Raw genomic sequence first — 21330 nt, forward strand, 5'->3', positions numbered from 1 at the left:
ATCAGCGCATTGGTTATTTGCGGTCAGGCCCTGATCTGACCCCCAAGCTTTAAGGATCTGAACCGTGATTGGACGCTTGCGCGGCACCCTGGCCGAAAAACAGCCGCCGCACCTGATTCTGGATGTGAATGGGTTGGGTTATGAGCTGGAAGTGCCCATGACCACGTTGTACCGCTTGCCGTCGGTCGGCGAGCCGATAACCTTGCACACGCATTTGGTAGTGCGTGAAGACGCGCAACTGCTCTATGGTTTCATCGGCAAGCGCGACCGCGATTTCTTCCGCGAGCTGATTCGTCTCAATGGCGTGGGGCCCAAATTGGCCCTGGCCTTGATGTCGAGCCTGGAAGTGGATGAATTGGTGCGTGCTGTATCCGCCCAGGATACCTCGGCCCTGACCAAGGTGCCGGGAGTGGGCAAGAAAACCGCCGAGCGCCTGTTGGTGGAGCTCAAGGACCGCTTCAAGGCCTGGGAAGTGGTGCCGAGCATGTTCGCCCTGGTACCGAACCAGCCGGATATGCCGGCAGGCCAGATCGCCAGTGCCGAAAGCGATGCCGTCAGTGCGTTGATCTCCCTGGGCTACAAGCCTCAGGAAGCCAGCAAGGCGGTATCGGCCATCAAGGACAAGAACCTGAGCAGCGAAGACATGATCCGCCGAGCCCTGAAGGGAATGATTTAAGTGATTGAAGCTGATCGTCTGATCGCGGCCACCGGCCCGCGTGACCGTGAAGAAGTCCAGGACCGGGCCATCCGCCCCCTGAGCCTGGCCGAATACATCGGCCAGCCCACCGTGCGCGAGCAGATGGAGCTGTTTATCCAGGCCGCGCGCGGGCGCAGTGAGTCCCTGGACCACACCCTGATCTTCGGCCCGCCGGGTTTGGGCAAGACTACCCTGGCCAATATCATCGCCCAGGAAATGGGCGTGTCGATCAAGTCCACCTCCGGCCCGGTGCTGGAGCGTCCCGGTGACCTGGCAGCGCTGCTGACCAATCTTGAACCCCATGACGTACTGTTTATCGACGAGATCCATCGGTTATCACCGATTGTCGAAGAAGTGCTGTACCCGGCGATGGAAGACTTCCAGCTCGACATCATGATCGGCGAAGGCCCGGCAGCCCGTTCGATCAAGCTCGACCTGCCACCTTTCACTCTGGTGGGCGCGACCACGCGTGCGGGTATGCTGACCAACCCGCTGCGAGACCGTTTCGGCATTGTTCAACGTCTGGAGTTCTATAGCACCGCTGATCTGGCGACCATCGTCAGCCGTTCGGCGAGCATCCTTGGCTTGCCCCTGGACCCGGAAGGCGCCTTTGAAATCGCCCGGCGCGCGCGCGGCACGCCACGTATCGCCAACCGTTTGCTGCGCCGCGTGCGCGATTTTGCCGAAGTGCGTGCCAAAGGGCACATCACCAAGGCGGTCGCGGACCTGGCCTTGAACCTGCTGGACGTGGACGAGCACGGCTTCGATCACCAGGATCGACGTCTACTCTTGACCATGATCGAGAAGTTCGACGGTGGCCCGGTCGGCGTGGACAGCCTGGCGGCGGCTATCAGTGAAGAGCGCCATACCATTGAGGATGTGTTGGAGCCGTACCTGATCCAGCAAGGCTATATCATGCGTACACCGAGGGGCCGGGTGGTGACGCGCCATGCCTATTTGCACTTTGGGCTAAACATTCCGTCACGATTGGGCGAGATGCCTGCGGTAGACGAATTCCTTGATGCAGTGGACGATTAAAAAGCTAACGCCGGACGATTTATCTGAGCTTTGTGCTGTCCCAGTGTCTGGCGTCGTCATTTGAGTCACTGCAAAAGCGTTCAGGAATGAAAAAACAGTTGTCCAGCCGGATTGGCAACCTGAGGAGTAAGCACTAGAGTATGCGCGCGCAAAACGGGGATCAGTCGTTCGCACATCGCTGTCGCGTTTATTACGAGGACACCGATGCCGGCGGCATCGTGTATTACGTCAACTACCTGAAATTCATGGAGCGGGCTCGAACCGAGCGGCTACGGGAGCTGGGCTTTGCCCAATCCACGCTGGCAGGGGAGGACCTGTTATTCGTCGTGCATTCCAGCGAGGCGCGTTATCACGCACCGGCGCGACTGGACGATGAATTGCTGGTCAGCGCTGAGGTCATCGAATTGAACCGTGCCAGCCTGCGATTCAAACAGCAGGTCAGGCGGGCAACGGATGCAACGCTGCTCTGTGAGGGGCAGTTCCTGGTGGCATGTGTACGCACCAACAGTTTGAAACCTCGGGCCATTCCCGAAACTCTACGCGCGGCCTTTGCCGCCGTGAGCGGCGCGGGTAAACAATCAAAGCAGGAGATTTAGCGTGGAACCTACCGTCGTCGACCATTCCTCCATGTGGAGCCTGGTCAGCAATGCCAGTGTCGTGGTTCAACTGGTCATGCTGACCCTGGTAGCCGCATCGGTTACCTCTTGGGTCATGATTTTTCAGCGCAGCAACATGCTGCGCGCCGGTCGACGTGCCCTGGAGAGCTTCGAAGAGCGCTTCTGGTCGGGTATCGACCTGTCCAAACTGTACCGCCAGGCCGGCAGCAACCCGGACCCGGATTCGGGCGTCGAGCAGATCTTCCGTGCCGGTTTCAAGGAATTCTCGCGCCTGCGCCAGCAGCCGGGTGTCGACCCTGAAGCGGTGATGGAAGGCGTGGCCCGTGCCATGCGCGTGGCCATCTCCCGCGAAGAAGAGAAACTCGAGCAGGGCCTGCCGTTCCTCGCCACCGTCGGTTCCGTCAGCCCGTACATCGGCCTGTTCGGTACCGTATGGGGGATCATGAACTCCTTCCGCGGCCTGGCCCAGGCCCAGCAAGCCACGCTGGCCACCGTGGCCCCGGGTATTGCCGAAGCCCTGATCGCCACCGCGATCGGCCTGTTTGCCGCTATCCCCGCAGTAATCGCCTACAACCGTTTTGCCGCAACCAGCGAAACCTTGATCGGCCGTTACTACACCTTCGCCGATGAATTCCAGGCGATCCTGCACCGTAAAGTGCACACCAGCGAAGAATAAGCAGGTAATTCCCAATGGCTTTAATCGCTCGAGCTCGCAAAAAGCGCAAGCCGGTCGCCGAGATGAACGTAGTGCCCTACATCGACGTGATGCTGGTGCTGCTGGTGATCTTCATGGTGACCGCGCCGATGCTCAACCAGGGCGTGAAGGTTGATCTGCCCAAGGTTTCCAGTGAAGCCTTGCCGCAGGACAACAACACGCAGGTCCTGACCATTTCGATCAAGGCTGACAAGACCTATTACTGGAACCTTGGCAGCGAAGTCGACACCCAGAAGCAGCAGGACAAGGCCCTGACTTTGCCGGCGATGACCGATGCGGTGACCAAGATCATTCGCTCCGGCAACGAAGGCGGCAAGCACACTCAGGTATTTATCCGCGGCGACAAATCGGTCGACTACGGCTCCGTCATGGGTGCCATGGGCGGGCTGCAGAAAGCCGGCGTCGGTAACGTTGGCTTGATTACCGAGGCGCCCTGATGCAGCAACAGCGAGAGCCGTCCGCCTCGGAAAGCTACTTCTGGCCTGGCGTGTGGGCGATAGCCCTGCACGTCCTGGTGTTCGGCATGCTGTTTGTCAGCTTTGCCATGACCCCGGACCTGCCGCCAGCCAAGCCGATCGTGCAGGCGACCCTGTATCAGCTGAAATCGAAAAGCCAGGCCACCACCCAGACCAATCAGAAGATTGCAGGTGAGGCCCAGAAGTCGGCTGCGCGCCAGACTGAAGTCGAGCAGATGGAACAGAAGAAGGTCGAGCAGGAAGCGGTGAAGGCTGCTGCGGAACAAAAGAAAGAAGAGGCGGCTCAAAAGGCCGAGGAATCGAAAAAGGCCGACGAAGCCAAGAAAGCCGACGAGGCGAAAAAGGCTGATGAAGCCAAGAAAGCCGAGAAAGCTGCCGAAGCCAAAAAGGCTGAAGAGAAACAATTGGCTGATATAGCCAAGAAGAAATCTGAAGAAGAAGCCAAGAAGGCTGCCGAGGAAGAGGCCAAGAAAAAGGCCGCTGAAGAAGCCAAGAAAAAGATAGTCGAAGACGCGAAGAAGAAAGCCGCCGAAGACGCCAAGAAAAAAGCTGAAGCAGACGAGGCGAAGAAGAAAGTCGCCGACGAAGCGAAGAAGAAAGCTGCCGCCGACGCCTCCAAGAAAAAGGCCCAGGAAGCAGCACGCAAATCCGCCGAAGAGAAAAAGGCCCAGGCCCTGGCAGATTTGCTTTCCGACACGCCGCAGCGTCAGCAATCCCTGGCCGATGAACGTGGTGATGAAGTCGCGGGCAGTTTCGACGATCTGATTCGAGCGCGGGCAGCGGAAGGCTGGACACGTCCACCTTCGGCACGCAAAGGCATGACAGTAGTGCTGCAGATCGGCATGTTGCCGGACGGTACGGTGACTTCGGTCAGCGTGGCCAAGTCCAGTGGTGACGGTACGTTCGACAGTTCAGCGGTTGCCGCAGTCAAGAATATTGGCCGGTTGACCGAGATGCAGGGAATGAAACCAAGTGACTTCGCTCCCTATCGTTCATTCAAGATGACATTCACACCTGAGGATCTAGCCTTGTGAGAAACCTTCTTCGAGGAATGCTTGTCGTTATTTGCTGTATGGCAGGGATAGCGGCGGCGGATGAAAAGAACATCCTGGTAACCAGCGGCAGCGATCGGGCTACTCCGATTGCAGTCGTACCCTTCGGTTGGCAGGGCGGCAGCGTGCTGCCGGACGACATGGCCCAGATCGTCAGCGACGACCTGCGTAACTCCGGTTACTACGCGCCGATCCCCAAAGGCAACATGATCAGCCAGCCCAACCAGGCCAGCGAAGTCGTGTTCCGTGACTGGAAAGCCGTGGGCGCGCAGTACGTGATGGTGGGCAACATCACGCCGGCCGGTGGTCGCCTGCAGATCCAGTACACGTTGTTCAACGTGGCCACCGAGCAGCAGGTCCTGACCGGCAGCGTATCGGGTACCGCCGAGCAACTGCGCGACATGGCCCACTACATCTCGGACCAGTCGTTTGAAAAGCTCACCGGTATCAAAGGGGCGTTCTCGACGCGCCTGCTGTATGTCACGGCTGAGCGTTTCTCGGTAGACAACACCCGCTACACCCTGCAACGTTCGGACTACGACGGCGCACGTGCAGTGACCTTGCTGCAGTCCCGCGAGCCAATCCTGTCGCCGCGCTTCGCGCCGGACGGCAAGCGTATTGCCTACGTATCGTTCGAACAGCGTCGCCCGCGCATCTTCGTGCAGCACATTGATACGGGTCGTCGCGAGCAGATCACCAACTTTGAAGGCCTCAACGGTGCGCCAGCCTGGTCGCCGGATGGTTCGCGCCTGGCTTTCGTGCTCTCCAAGGACGGCAATCCGGATATCTACGTGATGAACATGGCCTCGCGCCAACTGAGTCGCGTGACCAGCGGCCCGGGCATCAACACCGAACCGTTCTGGGGTAAGGATGGTTCGACCATCTACTTCACCTCCGACCGTGGCGGCAAGCCTCAGGTCTACAAGGCAAACGTGAACGGTGGCGGTGCTGAGCGTGTGACCTTTATCGGTAACTACAACGCCAACCCCAAGCTTTCGGCCGATGAAAAGACGTTGGTGATGATTCACCGTCAGGATGGTTTCACTAATTTCCGGGTTGCGGCCCAGGATTTGCAGCGCGGAACCGTTAAAATCCTTACAGATACCAACCTTGATGAGTCAGCCACTGTTGCGCCCAACGGCACCATGGTAATCTACGCCACCCGCCAGCAGGGCCGGGGAGTCTTGATGCTCGTGTCCATCAATGGACGCGTAAGGCTCCCACTTCCTACCGCACAAGGCGAAGTCAGAGAACCATCCTGGTCCCCTTACCTGAACTGACGCGGCGCTACAAAAAGAAGTACTTAACACACTGGGGTTCATTAGGAGTTTCACGATGGAAATGCTGAAGTTTGGTAAGTTTGCTGCTCTGGCTCTGGCTCTGTCCGTAGCCGTTGGTTGCTCCTCTAAAGGCGGCGACAATGCCGGTGAAGGCGCAGCTGTTGATCCAAACGCTGGTTACGGCGCTAACACTGGTGCGGTCGACGGCTCCCTGAGCGAAGAAGCTGCTCTGCGCGCTATCACCACTTTCTACTTCGAATACGACAGTTCGGACCTGAAGCCAGAAGCCATGCGCGCTCTGGACGTTCACGCCAAGGACCTGAAAGCTAACGGCGCTCGCGTTGTTCTGGAAGGTAACACTGACGCCCGTGGTACTCGTGAGTACAACATGGCACTGGGCGAGCGTCGTGCGAAAGCCGTTCAGCGCTACCTGGTACTGCAAGGTGTTGCTCCAGGCCAACTGGAACTGGTTTCCTACGGTAAAGAGCGTCCAGTTGCAACTGGCAACGACGAACAGTCGTGGGCTCAGAACCGTCGCGTCGAACTGCGTAAGTAATTCGTCATGCGAACGTGCCGTCGTGCTCTGACTGTATTGGCTCTCAGCCTCGCCCCGCTTGCGGTGTGGGCTGCGGTTCCTGTAACGGATAGCAACTCAGGCTATAACAATAGCGGGAGCAGTTATCCGCCAGCAGGTTATGGCACGAACGGCGCCTATGCTGGGGGAGCGGCTACGTCCGCTCCCTCGGCACAGGGCGAGCTGTTCAACCAGCTGCAACGCATGCAGGATCAATTGGCGCAGCAACAAGGCGCAATTGAAGTGCTGCAGAACCAGGTGAACCAGCTCAAGCAAGAAGGCCTGGAGCGATACCAGGATCTTGATCGTCGTATTGGAGCCGGCGTTGCACCTGCCGCTACTCCTGATAATTCTGCTGCCGGTGGCGCGCCAAGCGCTGCTGCCGGTGGCGCTGCAGCTGGGGCCGCCGCGGCTGCCCCTGCCGCCAGCAGTGAACCGGGTGATCCGGCGAAGGAAAAGCTGTATTACGATGCAGCCTTCGACCTGATCAAGGCCAAGGATTTCGATAAGGCCAGCCAGGCCTTTACCGCATTCCTGCGCAAGTACCCCAACAGCCAGTACGCGGGCAATGCCCAGTACTGGTTGGGCGAGGTCAACCTGGCAAAGGGTGATTTGCAGGGGGCAGGCCAGGCTTTTGCCAAGGTCAGCCAGCTGTACCCCAAGCACGCCAAGGTGCCGGACTCGCTGTACAAGCTCGCTGACGTAGAGCGCCGCCTGGGTCATACCGACAAGGTCAAAGGCATTCTGCAACAGGTGGTTGCCCAGTATCCGGGTACCTCCGCCGCGCAGTTGGCCCAGCGCGATCTGCAACGCTTGTAAGCAATACCGCCCGTTTAGAAGAAACCCGCGCCTGGCGCGGGTTTTTTCGTTAGAATCCACGCCCTTTTATGAAACACGCTTCCTGGGGTTGGCGCGTTGGCGCAATCCCTTGAAGTGCCTGACGGAGGCGGACAGCCTGTTTAGCTGTTACGCCCGTGGCGACTATGCAAGACACATTACGTATTACCGAAGTCTTTTACTCGTTGCAGGGTGAAACGCGCACTGCTGGCCTGCCCACCGTATTTGTACGGCTCACCGGCTGCCCATTGCGTTGCCAATACTGCGACAGCGCCTACGCCTTCAGCGGCGGCACCGTGCGCACCCTCGACGACATCCTGGAACAGGTTGCCGGCTACCGGCCGCGCTACGTCTGCGTGACGGGCGGTGAGCCATTGGCGCAACCCAATGCCATTCCCTTGCTCAAGCAGCTGTGTGACGCCGGTTACGAGGTCTCACTGGAAACCAGTGGCGCCCTGGACATTTCCGCTGTCGATCCGCGTGTAAGCCGGGTGGTCGACCTCAAGACCCCCGACTCCAAGGAAGCCCACCGCAACCGCTACGAGAACATCGACTTGTTGACGGCCAACGACCAGGTCAAGTTCGTCATCTGTTCCCGCGACGATTATGATTGGGCGACTTCCAAGCTGATCCAGTATGGCCTGGAACGCCGCGCGGGCGAGGTGCTGTTCTCGCCCAGCCACCATGACCTCAACGCTCGCGACCTGGCCGACTGGGTAGTGGCAGACAACCTGCCGGTGCGCCTGCAATTGCAGCTGCATAAGTACCTGTGGAACGACGAGCCGGGGCGCTGATCCGGCTGCTGCGAGAGACGTTCTGCCCACCGAATTACCGTTCAAATGCGTTTTTTCTGATTTATTTCAAATAAGGTGTTGAATAATCCTTAGAAATCAGTATTATACGCGCCACCACACAGCGGGTCGTTAGCTCAGTTGGTAGAGCAGTTGGCTTTTAACCAATTGGTCGTAGGTTCGAATCCCACACGACCCACCATTTTTGGCGGTTTAGAAAATCCGGAAGGCCCACGCAAGTGAGGATTTCCGGGTTTTTTTTTGCCTGCCATTTGGCCTGTCCGAGTCGACGTTGGGTCAACGTCTGCTCAGATTTCCGTTGTCGTCCAGACATTCCTTAAATCAATCAAATACTCATACGCGGACCGGTGTTGGCCGAATAGTCCGGTCGTTCGTGTGCGTGTTCAATGTGTATCAAATTTGATACCGCTGGTCGGAAAACAACCAGAAACTTCAAGCGAGATCTGTTCCTATTTGATTTTTTTCGTTAGCCATCAGTTGGTTGCGTGTTTTTTAGGGCTTTTCCTAAAGTTTGGTCAGATTATTGGCGAGAAAGGTGGTCGATGTTAATTTGCCACCCTTCGTAAATTCGATGGATCGAACATGTCTGCCTCACTGCCACGGACTCGGTATTCACTGAGCATTGCCCTGCTTGCCTGCCTCGCTTCCCACTGCGTGATGGCGGCAACCCTGCCGGGTGATCAGGACCTGATCCGCGAGCGGCAAAACCGCCTGTTGGAAGATCAGCAGCGCCGTCTTGAGCAGCTCAAGGAACTGCCCGGCAAAGCGGCCAGGCCCGAAGCGCCGGCAGCCCCGGTGGACAGTCGTTGCTTCCCGATCCAAACCATTGAACTCCAGGGTGCCGACCACCTGCCTGCCGCTGAACGCGAGCGTCTACTCAAACCGTACGCCGGTCAGTGCCTGGGCGTTGCACAACTCAACGCCCTGCTCAAAGACATCACCAACTACTACATCGACAAAGGCCTGGTGACCAGCCGCGCCTACTTGCCGCAGCAGGATATGTCCAAAGGGCATCTGCAAGTCCTGGTGGTGGAAGGCAAGCTTGAAGGCCTGAAGGGCGCCGACAGCAGCAAGCTGTCGGACCGCGAACTGGCCATGGCCTTTCCCGGCAAAAGCGGCGAGATATTAAATCTGCGAGAAATCGAGCAGGCTGTCGATCAACTCAACCGTTTACCGTCCAATCAGGCACAGATGGAGCTGACCCCGGGCGAGGCCGTGGGCGGCAGCTCGGTATTGGTCAAAAACAACCCGCAAAAGCCATGGCGTGCCAGCCTGTCGCGTAACAACGATGGCCAGAAAAGCACCGGCGAACAACAGTGGGGTACCGGCTTTGAATGGGACAGCCCGCTGGGCCTGGCCGATCAACTGATTCTGCGCGGCGGCCACGACGCCGTCAGCGATCACCAGAAAACCTCCAAGAACGCGATGCTGTACTACAACGTGCCCTGGGGCTGGTGGAACTTCAGCTACAGCTACAACCAGAGCGACTACCGTTCGGTCGTCCAGGGCGATGGTTTCGACTTCAAGCAAACCGGGGACAGTGAAAACCATCAGTTGCGCGCTGAGCGGGTGATCCACCGTGATGCCGTGAGCAAAACCTCGCTCAACGTCGGCCTGTCCCACCTGCGTACCAACAATTACATCGAAGACAGCCGCTTGGCCGTCAGCAGCAATCGGCTCAGCGAGTTGCAGTGGGGCATCAACCACGGTCGGCGAGTTGGCAGTGCTTTTGTCAACATTGACCTCGGTATGCAGGACGGCATTGGTTTGCTTGATGCCCAGAGCCAACATGAGCGCGATCAGAACGGCAATCGACTGGCCAACTCCCGCTACCGCAAATACACCGCCACCGTCAGCTACCTGCAGCCCTTCACGCTGTGGGGCGAGTCGTTCAGTTTCACCAGCCTGGCCACCGGCCAGCGCAGTGAAGACGTGCTGTTCAGCCCCCAGCGCATGAGCCTCGGCGGCTCGGCGTCGATACGTGGCTACAAGGACCAGCAACTGACCGGCGACAGTGGCGGCTACTGGCGCAATGACCTGCGCTGGAGCCGCCCGGTGACCCTCGGTTGGCTGCGCCCGGTGTTCGGTGAATACGGTGCCAGCGTGGGCTACGACCAGGGCGTGATCCGCAACGGTCGCTACAACGGCGAAGTGCACGGCCGCGTCTCAAGCAACTCGCTTGAGCTGTTCGCCCGCGGCCAACACGTCAGTACCAGCGTGACCTTTGCCCACTCGCTGGAACGACCGGCCGCGCTATTTGAGCGTGAAGCACCGATCTACTTCCGCATGGATTTCTTCCTGTAATTCAACGCCCAGTTGCAACGAGAATTTGAAATGGATGTTCGCCAATTTGCCTTCCTGGTTCGCCAGCCTTCTGCTGCCCTGAAAAGCCGTGACGCGTTCCTCGGCCTGCCCAAACGTGGCCTGGCGCTGATCCTGGCCAATGCGCTGTTCTGGCAACCGCTGCTGGCCCAGGCCGAAGGCATCGTGGTCAGCGCCCCCGGCACCACAGTGGGCGCGGCGGGCAATGGCGTGCCGGTAGTGAACATCGCCACCCCCAATGGCAGTGGCTTGTCCCACAACCAGTTCAAGGACTACAACGTCGGCACCAACGGCGTGATCCTCAACAACGCCACCGAACGCACTCAATCGACGCAACTGGGCGGCATCATCCTGGGCAACCCGAACCTGCAGGGCCGCGCTGCCAATATCATCCTCAACGAAGTCAACGGTGGCAGCCCGAGCCAATTGCGCGGCTACACCGAAGTGGCGGGCCAGTCGGCCAAGGTCATCGTCGCCAACCCCTACGGCATCACCTGCAGTGGCTGCGGCTTCATCAACACCCCCAACGTTACCCTGACCACCGGCAAACCCATCCTCGATAACGGCCGCCTGGACCGTTACCAGGTCGATGGCGGTGCCGTGACTATCGACGGCCAGGGCTTGAACGCCAGCAACGTCGACCGCTTCGAAATCATCACCCGCTCGGCCAAGATCAATGCGCAGATCAATGCGCGCAACTTGAGCGTGGTTGCTGGGCGCAATGATGTAAATGCGCAGACCTTGAACGCCACCGCCCGCGCCGATGACGGCAGTGCCAAGCCGGAGCTGGCGATTGACTCGACGGCGTTGGGTGGGATGTATGCCGGGGCGATCAAGCTGGTGGGGACTGAAGCCGGTGTGGGCGTTAAGCTCGACGGTGCGTTGATGGCCAGTGGGGGGGATATTCAGCTCGATGCCAATGGACGCTTGAGCATGGCTAATGCCAAAGCCAGCGAAGCGGTGGTGGTCAAGGCCGGTCAATTAGACGCTGCTGGGGCTGTGTATGCCGGCACGCGAATCGATCTGCAAACCACAGCGGGCCTGAACAACCAGAAAAGCCTGGCGGCCCGCGACAGTATCACCGTTACCAGCGGTGGCACGGTGGTCAACAGCGGCATCATCGAAGCCGGTGTCAACGCTGATGAAAGCCGCAATGCCAATGGCGATGTCAGCCTGCACGCGGCGAACCTGAGCAATAGCGGCAGCGTGGTTGCCAGCCGAACCCTCATCGCGACAGCCAACCAAACCTTGAACAATCAAGGTGGCACATTGAGCGGTATAGGCGCCGTGGTTAACGCCGGCCAACTCGACAACCGTGGCGGTCGTGTATTGGGGAAGGACTCGCTCAAGGTCACGGCCACCGGCCTGGATAACCGCACCAACGGTCTGCTGCACAGTGAAAACAGCACCGACGTTACGGTAACCGCTGCACTGGATAACCAGAGCGGTCGCGTAATCGGCCTCAAGAACCTGACGCTCAACGCCGGCCAACTGACTAACGATAACGGCCTGGTCGCCAGCCAGGCGCAGGCCCGTGTAACCGCCGGGCAATTGAGCAACCAGGCGGGTGAAATCTCTGCCGATCAGACTACCGTGATCGCCACGACCCTGGACAACCGTTCAGGCAAATTGCTGGGCAGCAACCTCAACGTGACCGCCAGCGGTGCCATCGATAACCGCCTGGGGATTTTCTCCGCCACCAGCCTGACGGCACAGGCGGCCAGCCTGGATAACCGCGACAAAGGTTCCATCGCCAGCCAGGGCGTGATGAACCTGACCGTCGCCGGGCTGCTGGACAATCGCAATGAAGGCAACCTCGTCAGCCAGGGGGCTCATCAAATAACCGCAGGGCAGTTGAACAACAGCCAGGGCGGCCTGGTGTCCAGCAAAACCACCCTGGCGTTGCACGGCGACAGCCTGATCAACCAGGGTGGTCTGGTCATTGCCGACGGCGCGCTGACCCTCACCGGCGGCGATCTGGATAACAGCCAAGCGGGCGTGATCAGCACCAAGGCCGTAGCGCACGTGCAGCTGAATCAGTTGAACAACAGCAACGGTGGCAAGTTGGGCAGCGATGGTGCGCTGACCCTCAACGCCGACCGGCTCGAAAACAGCGCCGGTCGCATCAGCGCCAAGGGCGACTTGCAGGCAACGGTCGGTGTGCTCAATCAACAAGCGGGCGAACTCGTCAGCGACGGTGCGCTGAACCTGACCGGCACATTCCTGGATAACCGCAACGGCGGCCTTATCGCTGCCACCCACGGCGTGGACCTGCGCAGCCAGACCATCCTTAACCAGCAAGGCGAGATATCCAGCCAGGCAAAGGTGCTGGTGGTCGCCGATCAACTGAACAACACCACCGGCAAGGTGATCGGCGACAGCGGCCTGACGCTCACGGTCCAACGTCTGCTCAACCAGAGCAAAGGCCTGCTGGCGGGGCGTGAGAGCCTTGTGTTGAACGGCGCCCAACTGGATAACAGCCAGGGTGGCCGTGTCACCAGCCAAAAAGACCTGAACATCACCCTGACCGGCGACCTGCTTAACCAAGGGCAGGGCACGCTGCTCAGCGAGGGCGCGTTAACCGTCAAGGCCGGTACGCTGGACAACAGCCAGGGCGGCATTTTGTCCGCAGCCAATGCGCTGTCGATCACCACTCAGGGCCAGTTGAACAACCAGGCAGGCAAACTACTCGCCGATGGCACCGCCACGCTGGTCAGCGCTGCGCTGAACAACAGCCAGGGCGGTGTGATCAGCGCCAAGCAGCAGGTTGATGTGCGCAGTGCCGGCCTGAATAACAGCCAGCGCGGCAGTATCAGCAGTGACGCTGGTATTACCCTCAACGCAGGGCAACTGGACAACAGCCAACAAGGGTCGATCTTCGCCAAGTCAACGGTCAAGGCAACCCTGAGTGGGCTGGACCAGCATGACCGTGGTGAGCTGGTCAGCAACACCAACATCGAACTGGACTTGAACCATGGGCAACTGATCAACCGCGACCACGGCCTGATCGCGACACCGGGCCAACTGCTGCTGAACAACCTGGGCAACGTCGACAACAGTCAGGGCGGTGAAATCTCCAGCACCCAGTCATTCCTGTTGATGGCCGATGCGCTGAATAACCGCGGCGGCAAAGTCATCAGTGGCGACAGCCTGCAGGTACGTATCGCCAAGGCGCTGGATAACAGCGTGGAAGGTGTACTGTCCGCCAAGAGCGTTCTGCAAGTGGCAGCCGACAGCCTGGACAACCAGGCCCGTGGCGCGCTCGCCAGCCGTGGTGCGCTGGACCTGAAGGTCACCGGTGTGCTGGATAACCATAACCAGGGGCAGATATCCGCCGCTACGGTTTTGACTACCACCTCAGGCTCCTTGAACAACAGCGACAAAGGTAGCCTCTCGGCCGGCACGCTACAGACGCTCAACACCGGCGCGCTGGACAATCACCAGGGCGGACGAATCGTCAGCGACGGTAGCCAGACCGTCACTGCCGCCAATGTGGATAACCGTGCGGGTGTGATCGGCAGTCAACAGGCGCTGAACCTGACCACTGCCAACCTCGATAACACTGCCGGGTTGATCAACAGCCAGGCGGACCTGACCCTGACCGGGCAAACAGTCGACTCAAGCCTGGATGGCGAAATCTCAGCCAAGGGCGACTTGAAGCTCATCGTCCAACAGCTGATCCAGCGTCAGGGCCGCTTGATCGGCGAACGCGCCGTAACCCTCGACCTGCAAGGCGGCAATCTCGATAACAGCGCAGGCTTGATCAGCGCCAAAGGCCCGCTGACCTTCGCGCGCCTGGCCAACCTGACCAACCGCGAACAAGGCGAAATCTCCAGTCAGACGGCGTTCACCGTAGCTGCCAAACGCATCGATAACGGTGATCGTGGGGTCATCCTCAGCGCTGATCAATTGCGTCTTGAAGCGGATACAGTGGTCAACGCCAACAAGGGCTTGATCTCCGGCTGGAACGGTCTGACGGTGGTCGGCAATAGCCTCGACAACAGCTCCGAGGGCACGTTGTCGAGCAAGAGTGGCACGTTGCACACCGACCTCACCGGTGTATTGGATAACCACGCGGCGGGTGCCCTGGTCAGCCTGGGCAAACAAACGCTCACCGCGGGCAGCCTGAACAATGATCAGGGGATCATCTCCGGCCAGGCCGATGTTGACCTCACCGTTGCCGGTCGCCTGGACAACGGCAACAGCGGCTTGATTTCTGCCGGTCAACAGCTGGACTTCAACAACGCCCAGAGTGAAATCCTCAACCGTGGCGGCCAGATCAGCGCGGCCAATATCTCCCTGACCGGTCAAAGCCTGGACAACAGCGGCGGGCAACTGATCAGCCAGGGCACCCTGGAAGGCACCCTCAGTGGTGCGCTGATCAACGCCAACAACGCCCGTCTGGCCAGTGGAGCAGCCTTGTTGCTGAACGCCGCCAGCCTGGATAACCGTGGCGGCCAACTGGTCAGCCAGGATCGACTCGACCTGACCCTTGCCAACGGCGACCTGGATAACAGCGCCAAAGGCACGCTCGCCAGCCAGAAAGACCTGGTCATCAAGCTGTTGGCCGGTGACATCCACAACCAGCAAGACGGCTTGATTTACAGCCAAAAAGGCAAGCTGGATCTTGCCGCTCAAGCGCTCAACAACCAAAAGGGCACGCTGCAAAGCCAGACCGAAAACCGCTTGCGCCTCAGTGGCGCCCTGAACAACCAGGGCGGTCGGGTCGACAGCCTCAGTGGCAACCTGGACCTGGAAGCGGCCAGCGTAACCAACACCGCAGGCGGCATCCTCAACAGCAGCAAGGGCTGGATCAAGCTGGTCACCGGCCTGTTCGATAACGGCAGCGGCATCACCCAGGCGCAATCGCTGGATATCACAGCCAGGGACGGGTTGCTCAACCAGATGGGGCATCTGTCGGCGCTGGGCGGTGAAAACCGCATCGTCACCAGCACCTTGAATAACCAGGGCGGCGGTGTGTATGCCGACACCTTGCTCAAAGTCACGGCCGCGAACTTCGATAACCAGGGCACTGAGGTCGGTAATGGTGGCAAGGTCGGCGCCCGCGCAATTGATTTCGGCCTGACGGGCACCCTGAGCAACAGCTATGGCCTGATTGAAAGCGACGACACCCTGCGCCTTGCCGCGCAAACCATCAACAACGTCAGCGGCAACCTGCGCGCCATGGGCCGGGTCGGCACCACCGATATTCGTACCACGGGCCTGTTCGATAACCGCTTCGGCGCGCTGGAAAGCGCCAACGAAACCCTCAACCTGCAAGCTGGCAGCCTGGACAACAACGGTGGGCGCATCGTGCATACCGGCACTGGCACGTTTGACCTGACCTCCGACCAGGTCACCCGTGCCGGTGGCAGCTTCGTCACCAACGGCCAACTGGATATCAAGGCAGCAAGCTGGACCAACAGCAGTGTGATCCAGGCCGGACGACTGAACTTGGACATTGGCCAATTCACCCAGACCGCCAGCGGCCAATTGCTCGGCGCACAAAGCCTGACCGGCACCGGCGACACCTGGACCAACGACGGCCTGCTGGCCAGTGACGGCACCCTCAAGTTGACCCTCACCGGCGGCTATAGCGGTAACGGCCGGGTCAGTAGCCTGGGCGACATGACCCTCGCCGCCGCCAACATGGACCTGGGTGAGAATGCTCGTATTGGTGGTGGTGCAATCACCCAGGTCACGAGCACCAACGTCCTGACCAATCGTGGTCGCGTGACCTCGGTAGGCGACCTGACGGTCAACGCTGGCGCCCTGAAAAACTACGGCACCCTGGGCGGCTCCGAGAATGTTCGCCTCAACGCCACGCATCTGCTCAATGAAAAAGGCCTGTTGTTCAGCGGCAAGGACATGACCTTGCGCGTCAACGACTTCAGCAACCGCTTTGGTGATGTCTACAGCCTGGGTGGCCTCGACATCGCACGCGATGATGCCAACGGGCGCAGTGCACTGATTGAAAACGTCTCCGGTACCTTGGAAAGCGACGGCAACATGCGCTTGCTGACGGATACCCTGAGCAACCGCCGCGACCAGTTCACCACGGAGAAAAGCCTGGTCTCCGGGAGCATCGGTGTCTACGGCAACGATTACTGCAAAGGTAAAGGCTGCGAGCTGAGTTTCAGCGGCGTCGAAACCTATGAGGACGTCATCAAAGGCAGCTCCGCCTCCGCGTTCATCAATGCCGGTGGTGATCTCACGGTAGGCAGCCAGACGTTCGATAACCTCTACAGCTCGGTATCGGCCGCTAAAAACATCCTGATCAACACCGACGTGCTGAACAACACCGGCGCTGCCGGCGGTGAGCAGCGTAATTTCGGTTACGCCTACTACACGCGTAACCGGTCGGCTTACTCATTGCTGATGAGCGAAGTCGAACAGTTCAACCGTAGCAACGATCCCAGCTCAAGTGACTATAAGCCGGGTCAGTACACGTTCGACCAGTTCATTGAGAAGACGAGGTTCTCGGATACCTACTTCACATCACCTATCGACTACACCGTGCCCACCTCTGGCAGCGTGATCGCCCAAGCGGTGATCCAGGCAGCCGGATCGGTCACCGTTAACGCAACCAAAGAAATCAACAACAGCGTCATCCGCCCGAACGCTACCAACATCGACACCCCGGCGGCCAACCGCAACACCAACTCGGATGTATTTGCCTCCACGGTAAAACCGGCAATCACCGCGCAACTTCCTCCGGACCTGGCCCAGCGCCAGGTCAACCCGGTGACCTTGCCCGGCTTCAGTTTGCCGACCAGCCAGAACGGTCTGTTCCGCCTCAGCGGCCAGGCAGCGAAAGGCGGCGCAGCGAGTAAAGCGGACACCGCCACCGGGGACTTCAGCGTCAACGGGCGAGTCATCACCGCCGCCGACCGCGAGAAAACCCTCGACTACACCGCCGTGCAAGAACGCGGTTTCAACCTCGACGGCCAGCCAATCAGCGGTGCAGTCAACGGCCAGGGCCCACTGGCTTTGGACAGCCGCGCGCCCTCGATCACCCGCGTGCAAGGCCTGCCGGAAATCGCCCCGGTGGATAACAGCCACAAATACCTGATCGAAACCAACCCGGCGCTCACCGACCTCAAGCAGTTCATGAGCTCCGACTACCTGCTCGGCAAACTCGGCTACAACCCCGACGCCAGCTGGAAGCGCCTGGGCGACGGCCTGTACGAGCAACGCCTGATCCGCGAAGCCGTGGTGGCCCGCACCGGCCAGCGCTACATCAACGGCATCGCCAGCGATGACCAACTGTTCCGCTACCTGATGGACAACGCCATCTCCTACAAGGACTCACTCAACCTGCAACTGGGCGTATCCCTCACCGCCGAGCAAGTCGCGGCGCTGACCCACGACATCGTGTGGATGGAAGAAGCCGAGGTCAACGGCCAGAAAGTCCTGACCCCCGTGCTCTACCTGGCCCAGGCCAATAACCGCCTGGCCCCCAACGGCGCGCTGATCCAGGGCCAGGACGTGAGCCTGATCACCGGCGGCGACCTGCACAACAGCGGCACCCTGCGCGCTACCAACAACCTGAACATGGTCGCAGGCAACATCGACAACAGCGGCCTGATGCAAGCCGGCAACCGCCTGGAAATGCTCGCCACCGACTCGATCCGCAACAGCCGTGGCGGCATCATCAATGGCCGCGACATCAGCGCCACCGCCGTGACCGGCGACATCATCAACGAGCGCACCGTCACCACCTTCAAACAGGACGGCCAGGGCTACCAACTGCGCAACGACGTGGCCAGCGAAGCCTCACGCTTCGAAGCCACCGACACGCTCAAGCTGAACGCGGGCCGCGATGTGTTCAACGTTGGTAGCAACCTCAAGGCCGGTGGCAACGCCAGCGTGAGCGCAGGGCGGGACGTGCTGATCGCCAGCCAGACCGAACAGGACGACTACGCCTATCAGCGGCGGCGCATCAGCGGCACCGAGCAAACCATCCTGCAACACGCCTCCGCTGTGGACGTGGGCGGCAACCTCGCCATCGACGCCCGCCGCGACATCGCGGTAGTCGCCAGCACCGTCAGCGCTGCCAAAGACCTCAGCGTCAAAGCCGGTGAAAACTTGACCCTGGCCGCCGCCGCCAACGAACAACACGACTACTCCAAAGGTAAAAAAGGCGGCACCAAAACCACTACTCAACTGGACGACGTCACGCAACAAAGCGCCGAACTCAAAGCCGGCGGCGACTTGATCGCCATCGCTGGCACTGACCTGACTTTGGTTGCCAGCAAAATCAGCGCGGGCAACGAAGCCTATGTGCACGCTGATAACGAACTGCAACTGCTGGCAGCGCAAGACAGCCATTACTCGCTGTACGACATGAGCAAGAAGGGCAGTTGGGGCAGCAAGAAGACTCAGCGTGATGAAGTGACTGATGTGAAGAATATCGGGAGTGAGGTCAAGACTGGGGGTGATTTGACGCTGGAGAGTGGGGGGGATCAGAAGTATCAGGCGGCGAAGCTTGAGAGTGGTGGGGATATTGCGATTGTCAGTGGTGGGGCGGTGACGTTTGAGGCAGTGAAGGATCTGCATGACGAGAGCCACACCAAGAGCAAGAGTGACATGGTGTGGACGAGCTCCAAAGGCAAAGGCAAGACCGACGAGACGTTGCGCCAAACGCAGATGATTGCGCAAGGTAGCGTCGTGATCAAAGCGGTCGATGGTTTGAAGATTGATGTCAAGCAGATCGACCAGCGCACCGTAAGCCAGACCATTGATGTGATGGTTAAGGCCGACCCGCAACTGGCTTGGTTGAAAGAAGCCGAGCAGCGCGGGGACGTGGATTGGCGCAAGGTCCAAGAGGTTCACGATAGCTTCAAGTACAACAACTCAAGCCTGGGTGGTGGTGCGGCGTTGGTCATCGCCATCATTGTCACTTACTTCACCTGGGGCGCTGGAGCGGGTCTTGTCGGAGCGGCGTCTACTACAACAACCGGTCTCGTTGCGAACTCGGTGGTTACTGCGGTCGCAGTCAAAGGCGCGACAAGTACCATCAACAACAAAGGGAACTTAGGCGATATTGCCAAGGATGTGACGTCGGGCGATAGCCTGAAAGGCTATGCAATCGCAGGGCTCAGTGGGGCGATAGCGAAGTTTGCCGGCGTCACCGGTGAATTCACTGCCGCAGACCTTGGGAGGCAATTGGCGGTCAACTCGGCGCTGAGAACTGTCACCAATGGCGGCAGTTTTACTAAGAATATTGGTCAAGCAGCTATTGATCTGACTGCCAGCGTCCTGTCTGGAATGATTTACGAGCGTGTGGGGACCGAACTCGTTGGTTCCAACCTTTCCACTAAGGTGGCAGTGCATGCGATTGTCGGAGGATTAATCGCCGAAGCGGCAGGAGGGGATTTCGCTTCTGGTGCTATTGCTGCTGGCGCGAATAAGGCCCTGATACAAACGTTTGGTGAGAAGTTATTCCCTGGCGAGGCCCATGATCGCGTGTTGGCCATGACCTCTCAGTTAATCGGAATGACGGTTGCGGCAGGTGTGGGTGGAAGTGCAAAAGACCAGGAAGTGGCGGGGTGGGTGGCTCAGCAGGGAACAATTTACAACGAGTTGCAGCACAAGGAGGTTGAAGCACTCATTGGCGAAGCCAAGACCTGTACCGCCACAGACAGCTGCAGAGATGTCATCAATAAATATGCTGATTTGAATGAGGCTAACGAAAAACGCCTGAATGCTATTTGTGAAAGCGATCCTGCTAAGTGCAAGGAAGCTTATGGCGACTGGGTGGCGAGCTATGACAAAACCCATGAGATGATTTCCCAAGTACGGGCCCATGGCGACCTACCTGGTGAGGTGGATCGCATGCTAGGGGCAGTTGACTTGCTGAACGTCAACTCCCGGTTGAAGGTGGTCGGTGTAGGAATTGTCGACGGTGGATTACAGGCAGCAAGTAATGCGGCAGGAGAGGTAGGCGTTGACATAGCCCCTGAGACGGTGGGTATGCTTTCCAAGTGGACAGCTATGCTGTTTGGAGTTAAAAAAGCGGGCGGTGCAAATGCAAAGCCACTGGTAACTAAAGGAAGCGATGTAACTCCAGAAATTATCCAGAAAGCACTGAGGGATGACAAAACTATTAGTGCGCAAGATGGTGTTTCTCTGCCAATGATTCAACGGTACGTTGATAGGCTCCTTAAAGGGGATGTTGCTCCACCAATTAAAATGGATGGCAATGTTATTGTGGATGGGAATCATAGATATATTGCAGCTAAAATACTTGGTAAGGAGCCTGAGATAGATCCTGGTGTGTTGACTAGCTACAAAGCTAGTAAGAAAAGGCCAACCGTTAATCTTGAGATTTCACCTTTAGATTGGGATAACAGATGATTACTGTAAGGTTTGAGACGGGTGACAATTTACAGCTTCCTATTGAAAGCTTTGTCGGAGCGGATCTTAAGGGGATAGATTTTCATCGTGCTATATTTGAGTATCTGGATTTTAGTCGGGCTGATTTTACAGGTGGTGATCTGAGGAATTCCGTTTTTTATTTTTCTGTGTTAGATCATGTGTGCATGGAAAATGTTTCAATGGTTAATGCAATATTGACAGGGTCTAGAATGAGGGGGAGTAATTTGTCTGGGGCGTTACTAATGTATTCTGATTTTTCTAATGTGGATTTAGGCTTGGCAAATTTAAAGGGCGCTAATGTAGATGGTTGCGACTTTCGAGGCGCTGATTTTTCCGGGGCAGATGTCAGTGTTGTTGGGTTGGAAGCGTGTAAGCTTCAGGGGGGGGTATATAATAATTTAACTAAGTGGCCAGAAGGCTTCAGTCCAGGAGTTTATGGGTTGTTAAGAAAGTAAAAGGAAATGTTTTTTTGTTTGAGGTTCTGGAAGTGAGAGCTAAAGAAGACTTGGAAAAAAAGGGGACAGATTTGA

13 protein-coding genes and 1 tRNA gene are annotated in these 21330 nt (G+C 58.5%); all 14 read left to right on the plus strand.

Annotated features, from left to right (window positions below):
* Window positions 1–64 precede the first annotated feature (64 nt).
* Window positions 65–676, plus strand: a complete 612-nt coding sequence (gene ruvA, locus E4O98_RS27475) for a Holliday junction branch migration protein RuvA (protein WP_005790908.1) — start codon at window positions 65–67, stop codon at window positions 674–676.
* Window positions 677–1735, plus strand: coding sequence for a Holliday junction branch migration DNA helicase RuvB (ruvB, locus tag E4O98_RS27480; RefSeq protein WP_005790907.1), 1059 nt, complete (start codon window positions 677–679; stop codon window positions 1733–1735).
* A gap of 140 nt (window positions 1736–1875) precedes the next feature.
* Window positions 1876–2331: a tol-pal system-associated acyl-CoA thioesterase gene (ybgC, locus tag E4O98_RS27485; protein ID WP_003175800.1), complete on the plus strand. Its 456-nt coding sequence runs from the start codon at window positions 1876–1878 to the stop codon at window positions 2329–2331.
* A 1-nt stretch (window position 2332) separates the two neighbouring features.
* Complete coding sequence (gene tolQ, locus E4O98_RS27490; protein WP_003193865.1) at window positions 2333–3028, plus strand: protein TolQ; 696 nt, start codon at window positions 2333–2335, stop codon at window positions 3026–3028.
* A gap of 23 nt (window positions 3029–3051) precedes the next feature.
* Window positions 3052–3504, plus strand: coding sequence for a protein TolR (gene tolR, locus E4O98_RS27495; protein WP_161793227.1), 453 nt, complete (start codon window positions 3052–3054; stop codon window positions 3502–3504).
* Window positions 3504–4577, plus strand: coding sequence for a cell envelope integrity protein TolA (tolA, locus tag E4O98_RS27500; RefSeq protein ID WP_248136786.1), 1074 nt, complete (start codon window positions 3504–3506; stop codon window positions 4575–4577). The genes tolR and tolA overlap by 1 nt, the downstream gene beginning before the upstream one ends.
* A gap of 17 nt (window positions 4578–4594) precedes the next feature.
* On the plus strand, window positions 4595–5875 hold the full coding sequence (tolB, locus tag E4O98_RS27505) for a Tol-Pal system beta propeller repeat protein TolB (RefSeq protein ID WP_032803700.1): 1281 nt from the start codon (window positions 4595–4597) through the stop codon (window positions 5873–5875).
* Window positions 5876–5930: 55 nt separating this feature from the next.
* Window positions 5931–6431 (plus strand): peptidoglycan-associated lipoprotein Pal, encoded by a 501-nt coding sequence (gene pal, locus E4O98_RS27510; RefSeq protein ID WP_003193861.1) that lies wholly within the window; start codon window positions 5931–5933, stop codon window positions 6429–6431.
* A 6-nt stretch (window positions 6432–6437) separates the two neighbouring features.
* A complete protein-coding gene (gene ybgF / locus E4O98_RS27515) occupies window positions 6438–7268 on the plus strand; it encodes a tol-pal system protein YbgF (protein WP_032879701.1) in 831 nt (276 codons plus the stop codon).
* A gap of 164 nt (window positions 7269–7432) precedes the next feature.
* The gene (gene queE / locus E4O98_RS27520; protein WP_032879702.1) at window positions 7433–8080 is read left to right on the plus strand and encodes a 7-carboxy-7-deazaguanine synthase QueE; all 648 of its coding nucleotides are present in this window, start codon (window positions 7433–7435) and stop codon (window positions 8078–8080) included.
* 123 nt (window positions 8081–8203) lie between these two features.
* Window positions 8204–8279 (plus strand) — tRNA-Lys (locus E4O98_RS27525).
* A gap of 401 nt (window positions 8280–8680) precedes the next feature.
* Window positions 8681–10402, plus strand: a complete 1722-nt coding sequence (locus tag E4O98_RS27530; RefSeq protein ID WP_282445178.1) for a ShlB/FhaC/HecB family hemolysin secretion/activation protein — start codon at window positions 8681–8683, stop codon at window positions 10400–10402.
* 30 nt (window positions 10403–10432) lie between these two features.
* On the plus strand, window positions 10433–20779 hold the full coding sequence (locus E4O98_RS27535; RefSeq protein ID WP_248136788.1) for a filamentous hemagglutinin N-terminal domain-containing protein: 10347 nt from the start codon (window positions 10433–10435) through the stop codon (window positions 20777–20779).
* The gene (locus tag E4O98_RS27540) at window positions 20776–21255 is read left to right on the plus strand and encodes a pentapeptide repeat-containing protein (RefSeq protein ID WP_081883329.1); all 480 of its coding nucleotides are present in this window, start codon (window positions 20776–20778) and stop codon (window positions 21253–21255) included. Before E4O98_RS27535 ends, E4O98_RS27540 begins: the two co-directional genes overlap by 4 nt.
* Window positions 21256–21330 lie beyond the last annotated feature (75 nt).

It is taken from the genome of Pseudomonas sp. W2Jun17 (assembly GCF_023127795.1).
Classification (GTDB): Bacteria; Pseudomonadota; Gammaproteobacteria; order Pseudomonadales; family Pseudomonadaceae; genus Aquipseudomonas; species Aquipseudomonas synxantha_A.

Excerpts from the sequence above, each read along its gene's own strand:
- E4O98_RS27530 (WP_282445178.1), top strand. The coding sequence starts at position 8,681 with ATGTCTGCCTCACTGCCACGGACTCGGTATTCACTGAGCATTGCCCTG.
- ybgC (WP_003175800.1), top strand. The coding sequence starts at position 1,876 with ATGCGCGCGCAAAACGGGGATCAGTCGTTCGCACATCGCTGTCGCGTT.
- E4O98_RS27535 (WP_248136788.1), top strand. The coding sequence starts at position 10,433 with ATGGATGTTCGCCAATTTGCCTTCCTGGTTCGCCAGCCTTCTGCTGCC.
- queE (WP_032879702.1), top strand. The coding sequence starts at position 7,433 with ATGCAAGACACATTACGTATTACCGAAGTCTTTTACTCGTTGCAGGGT.
- pal (WP_003193861.1), top strand. The coding sequence starts at position 5,931 with ATGGAAATGCTGAAGTTTGGTAAGTTTGCTGCTCTGGCTCTGGCTCTG.
- ybgF (WP_032879701.1), top strand. The coding sequence starts at position 6,438 with ATGCGAACGTGCCGTCGTGCTCTGACTGTATTGGCTCTCAGCCTCGCC.
- E4O98_RS27540 (WP_081883329.1), top strand. The coding sequence starts at position 20,776 with ATGATTACTGTAAGGTTTGAGACGGGTGACAATTTACAGCTTCCTATT.
- tolA (WP_248136786.1), top strand. The coding sequence starts at position 3,504 with ATGCAGCAACAGCGAGAGCCGTCCGCCTCGGAAAGCTACTTCTGGCCT.
- tolB (WP_032803700.1), top strand. The coding sequence starts at position 4,595 with ATGCTTGTCGTTATTTGCTGTATGGCAGGGATAGCGGCGGCGGATGAA.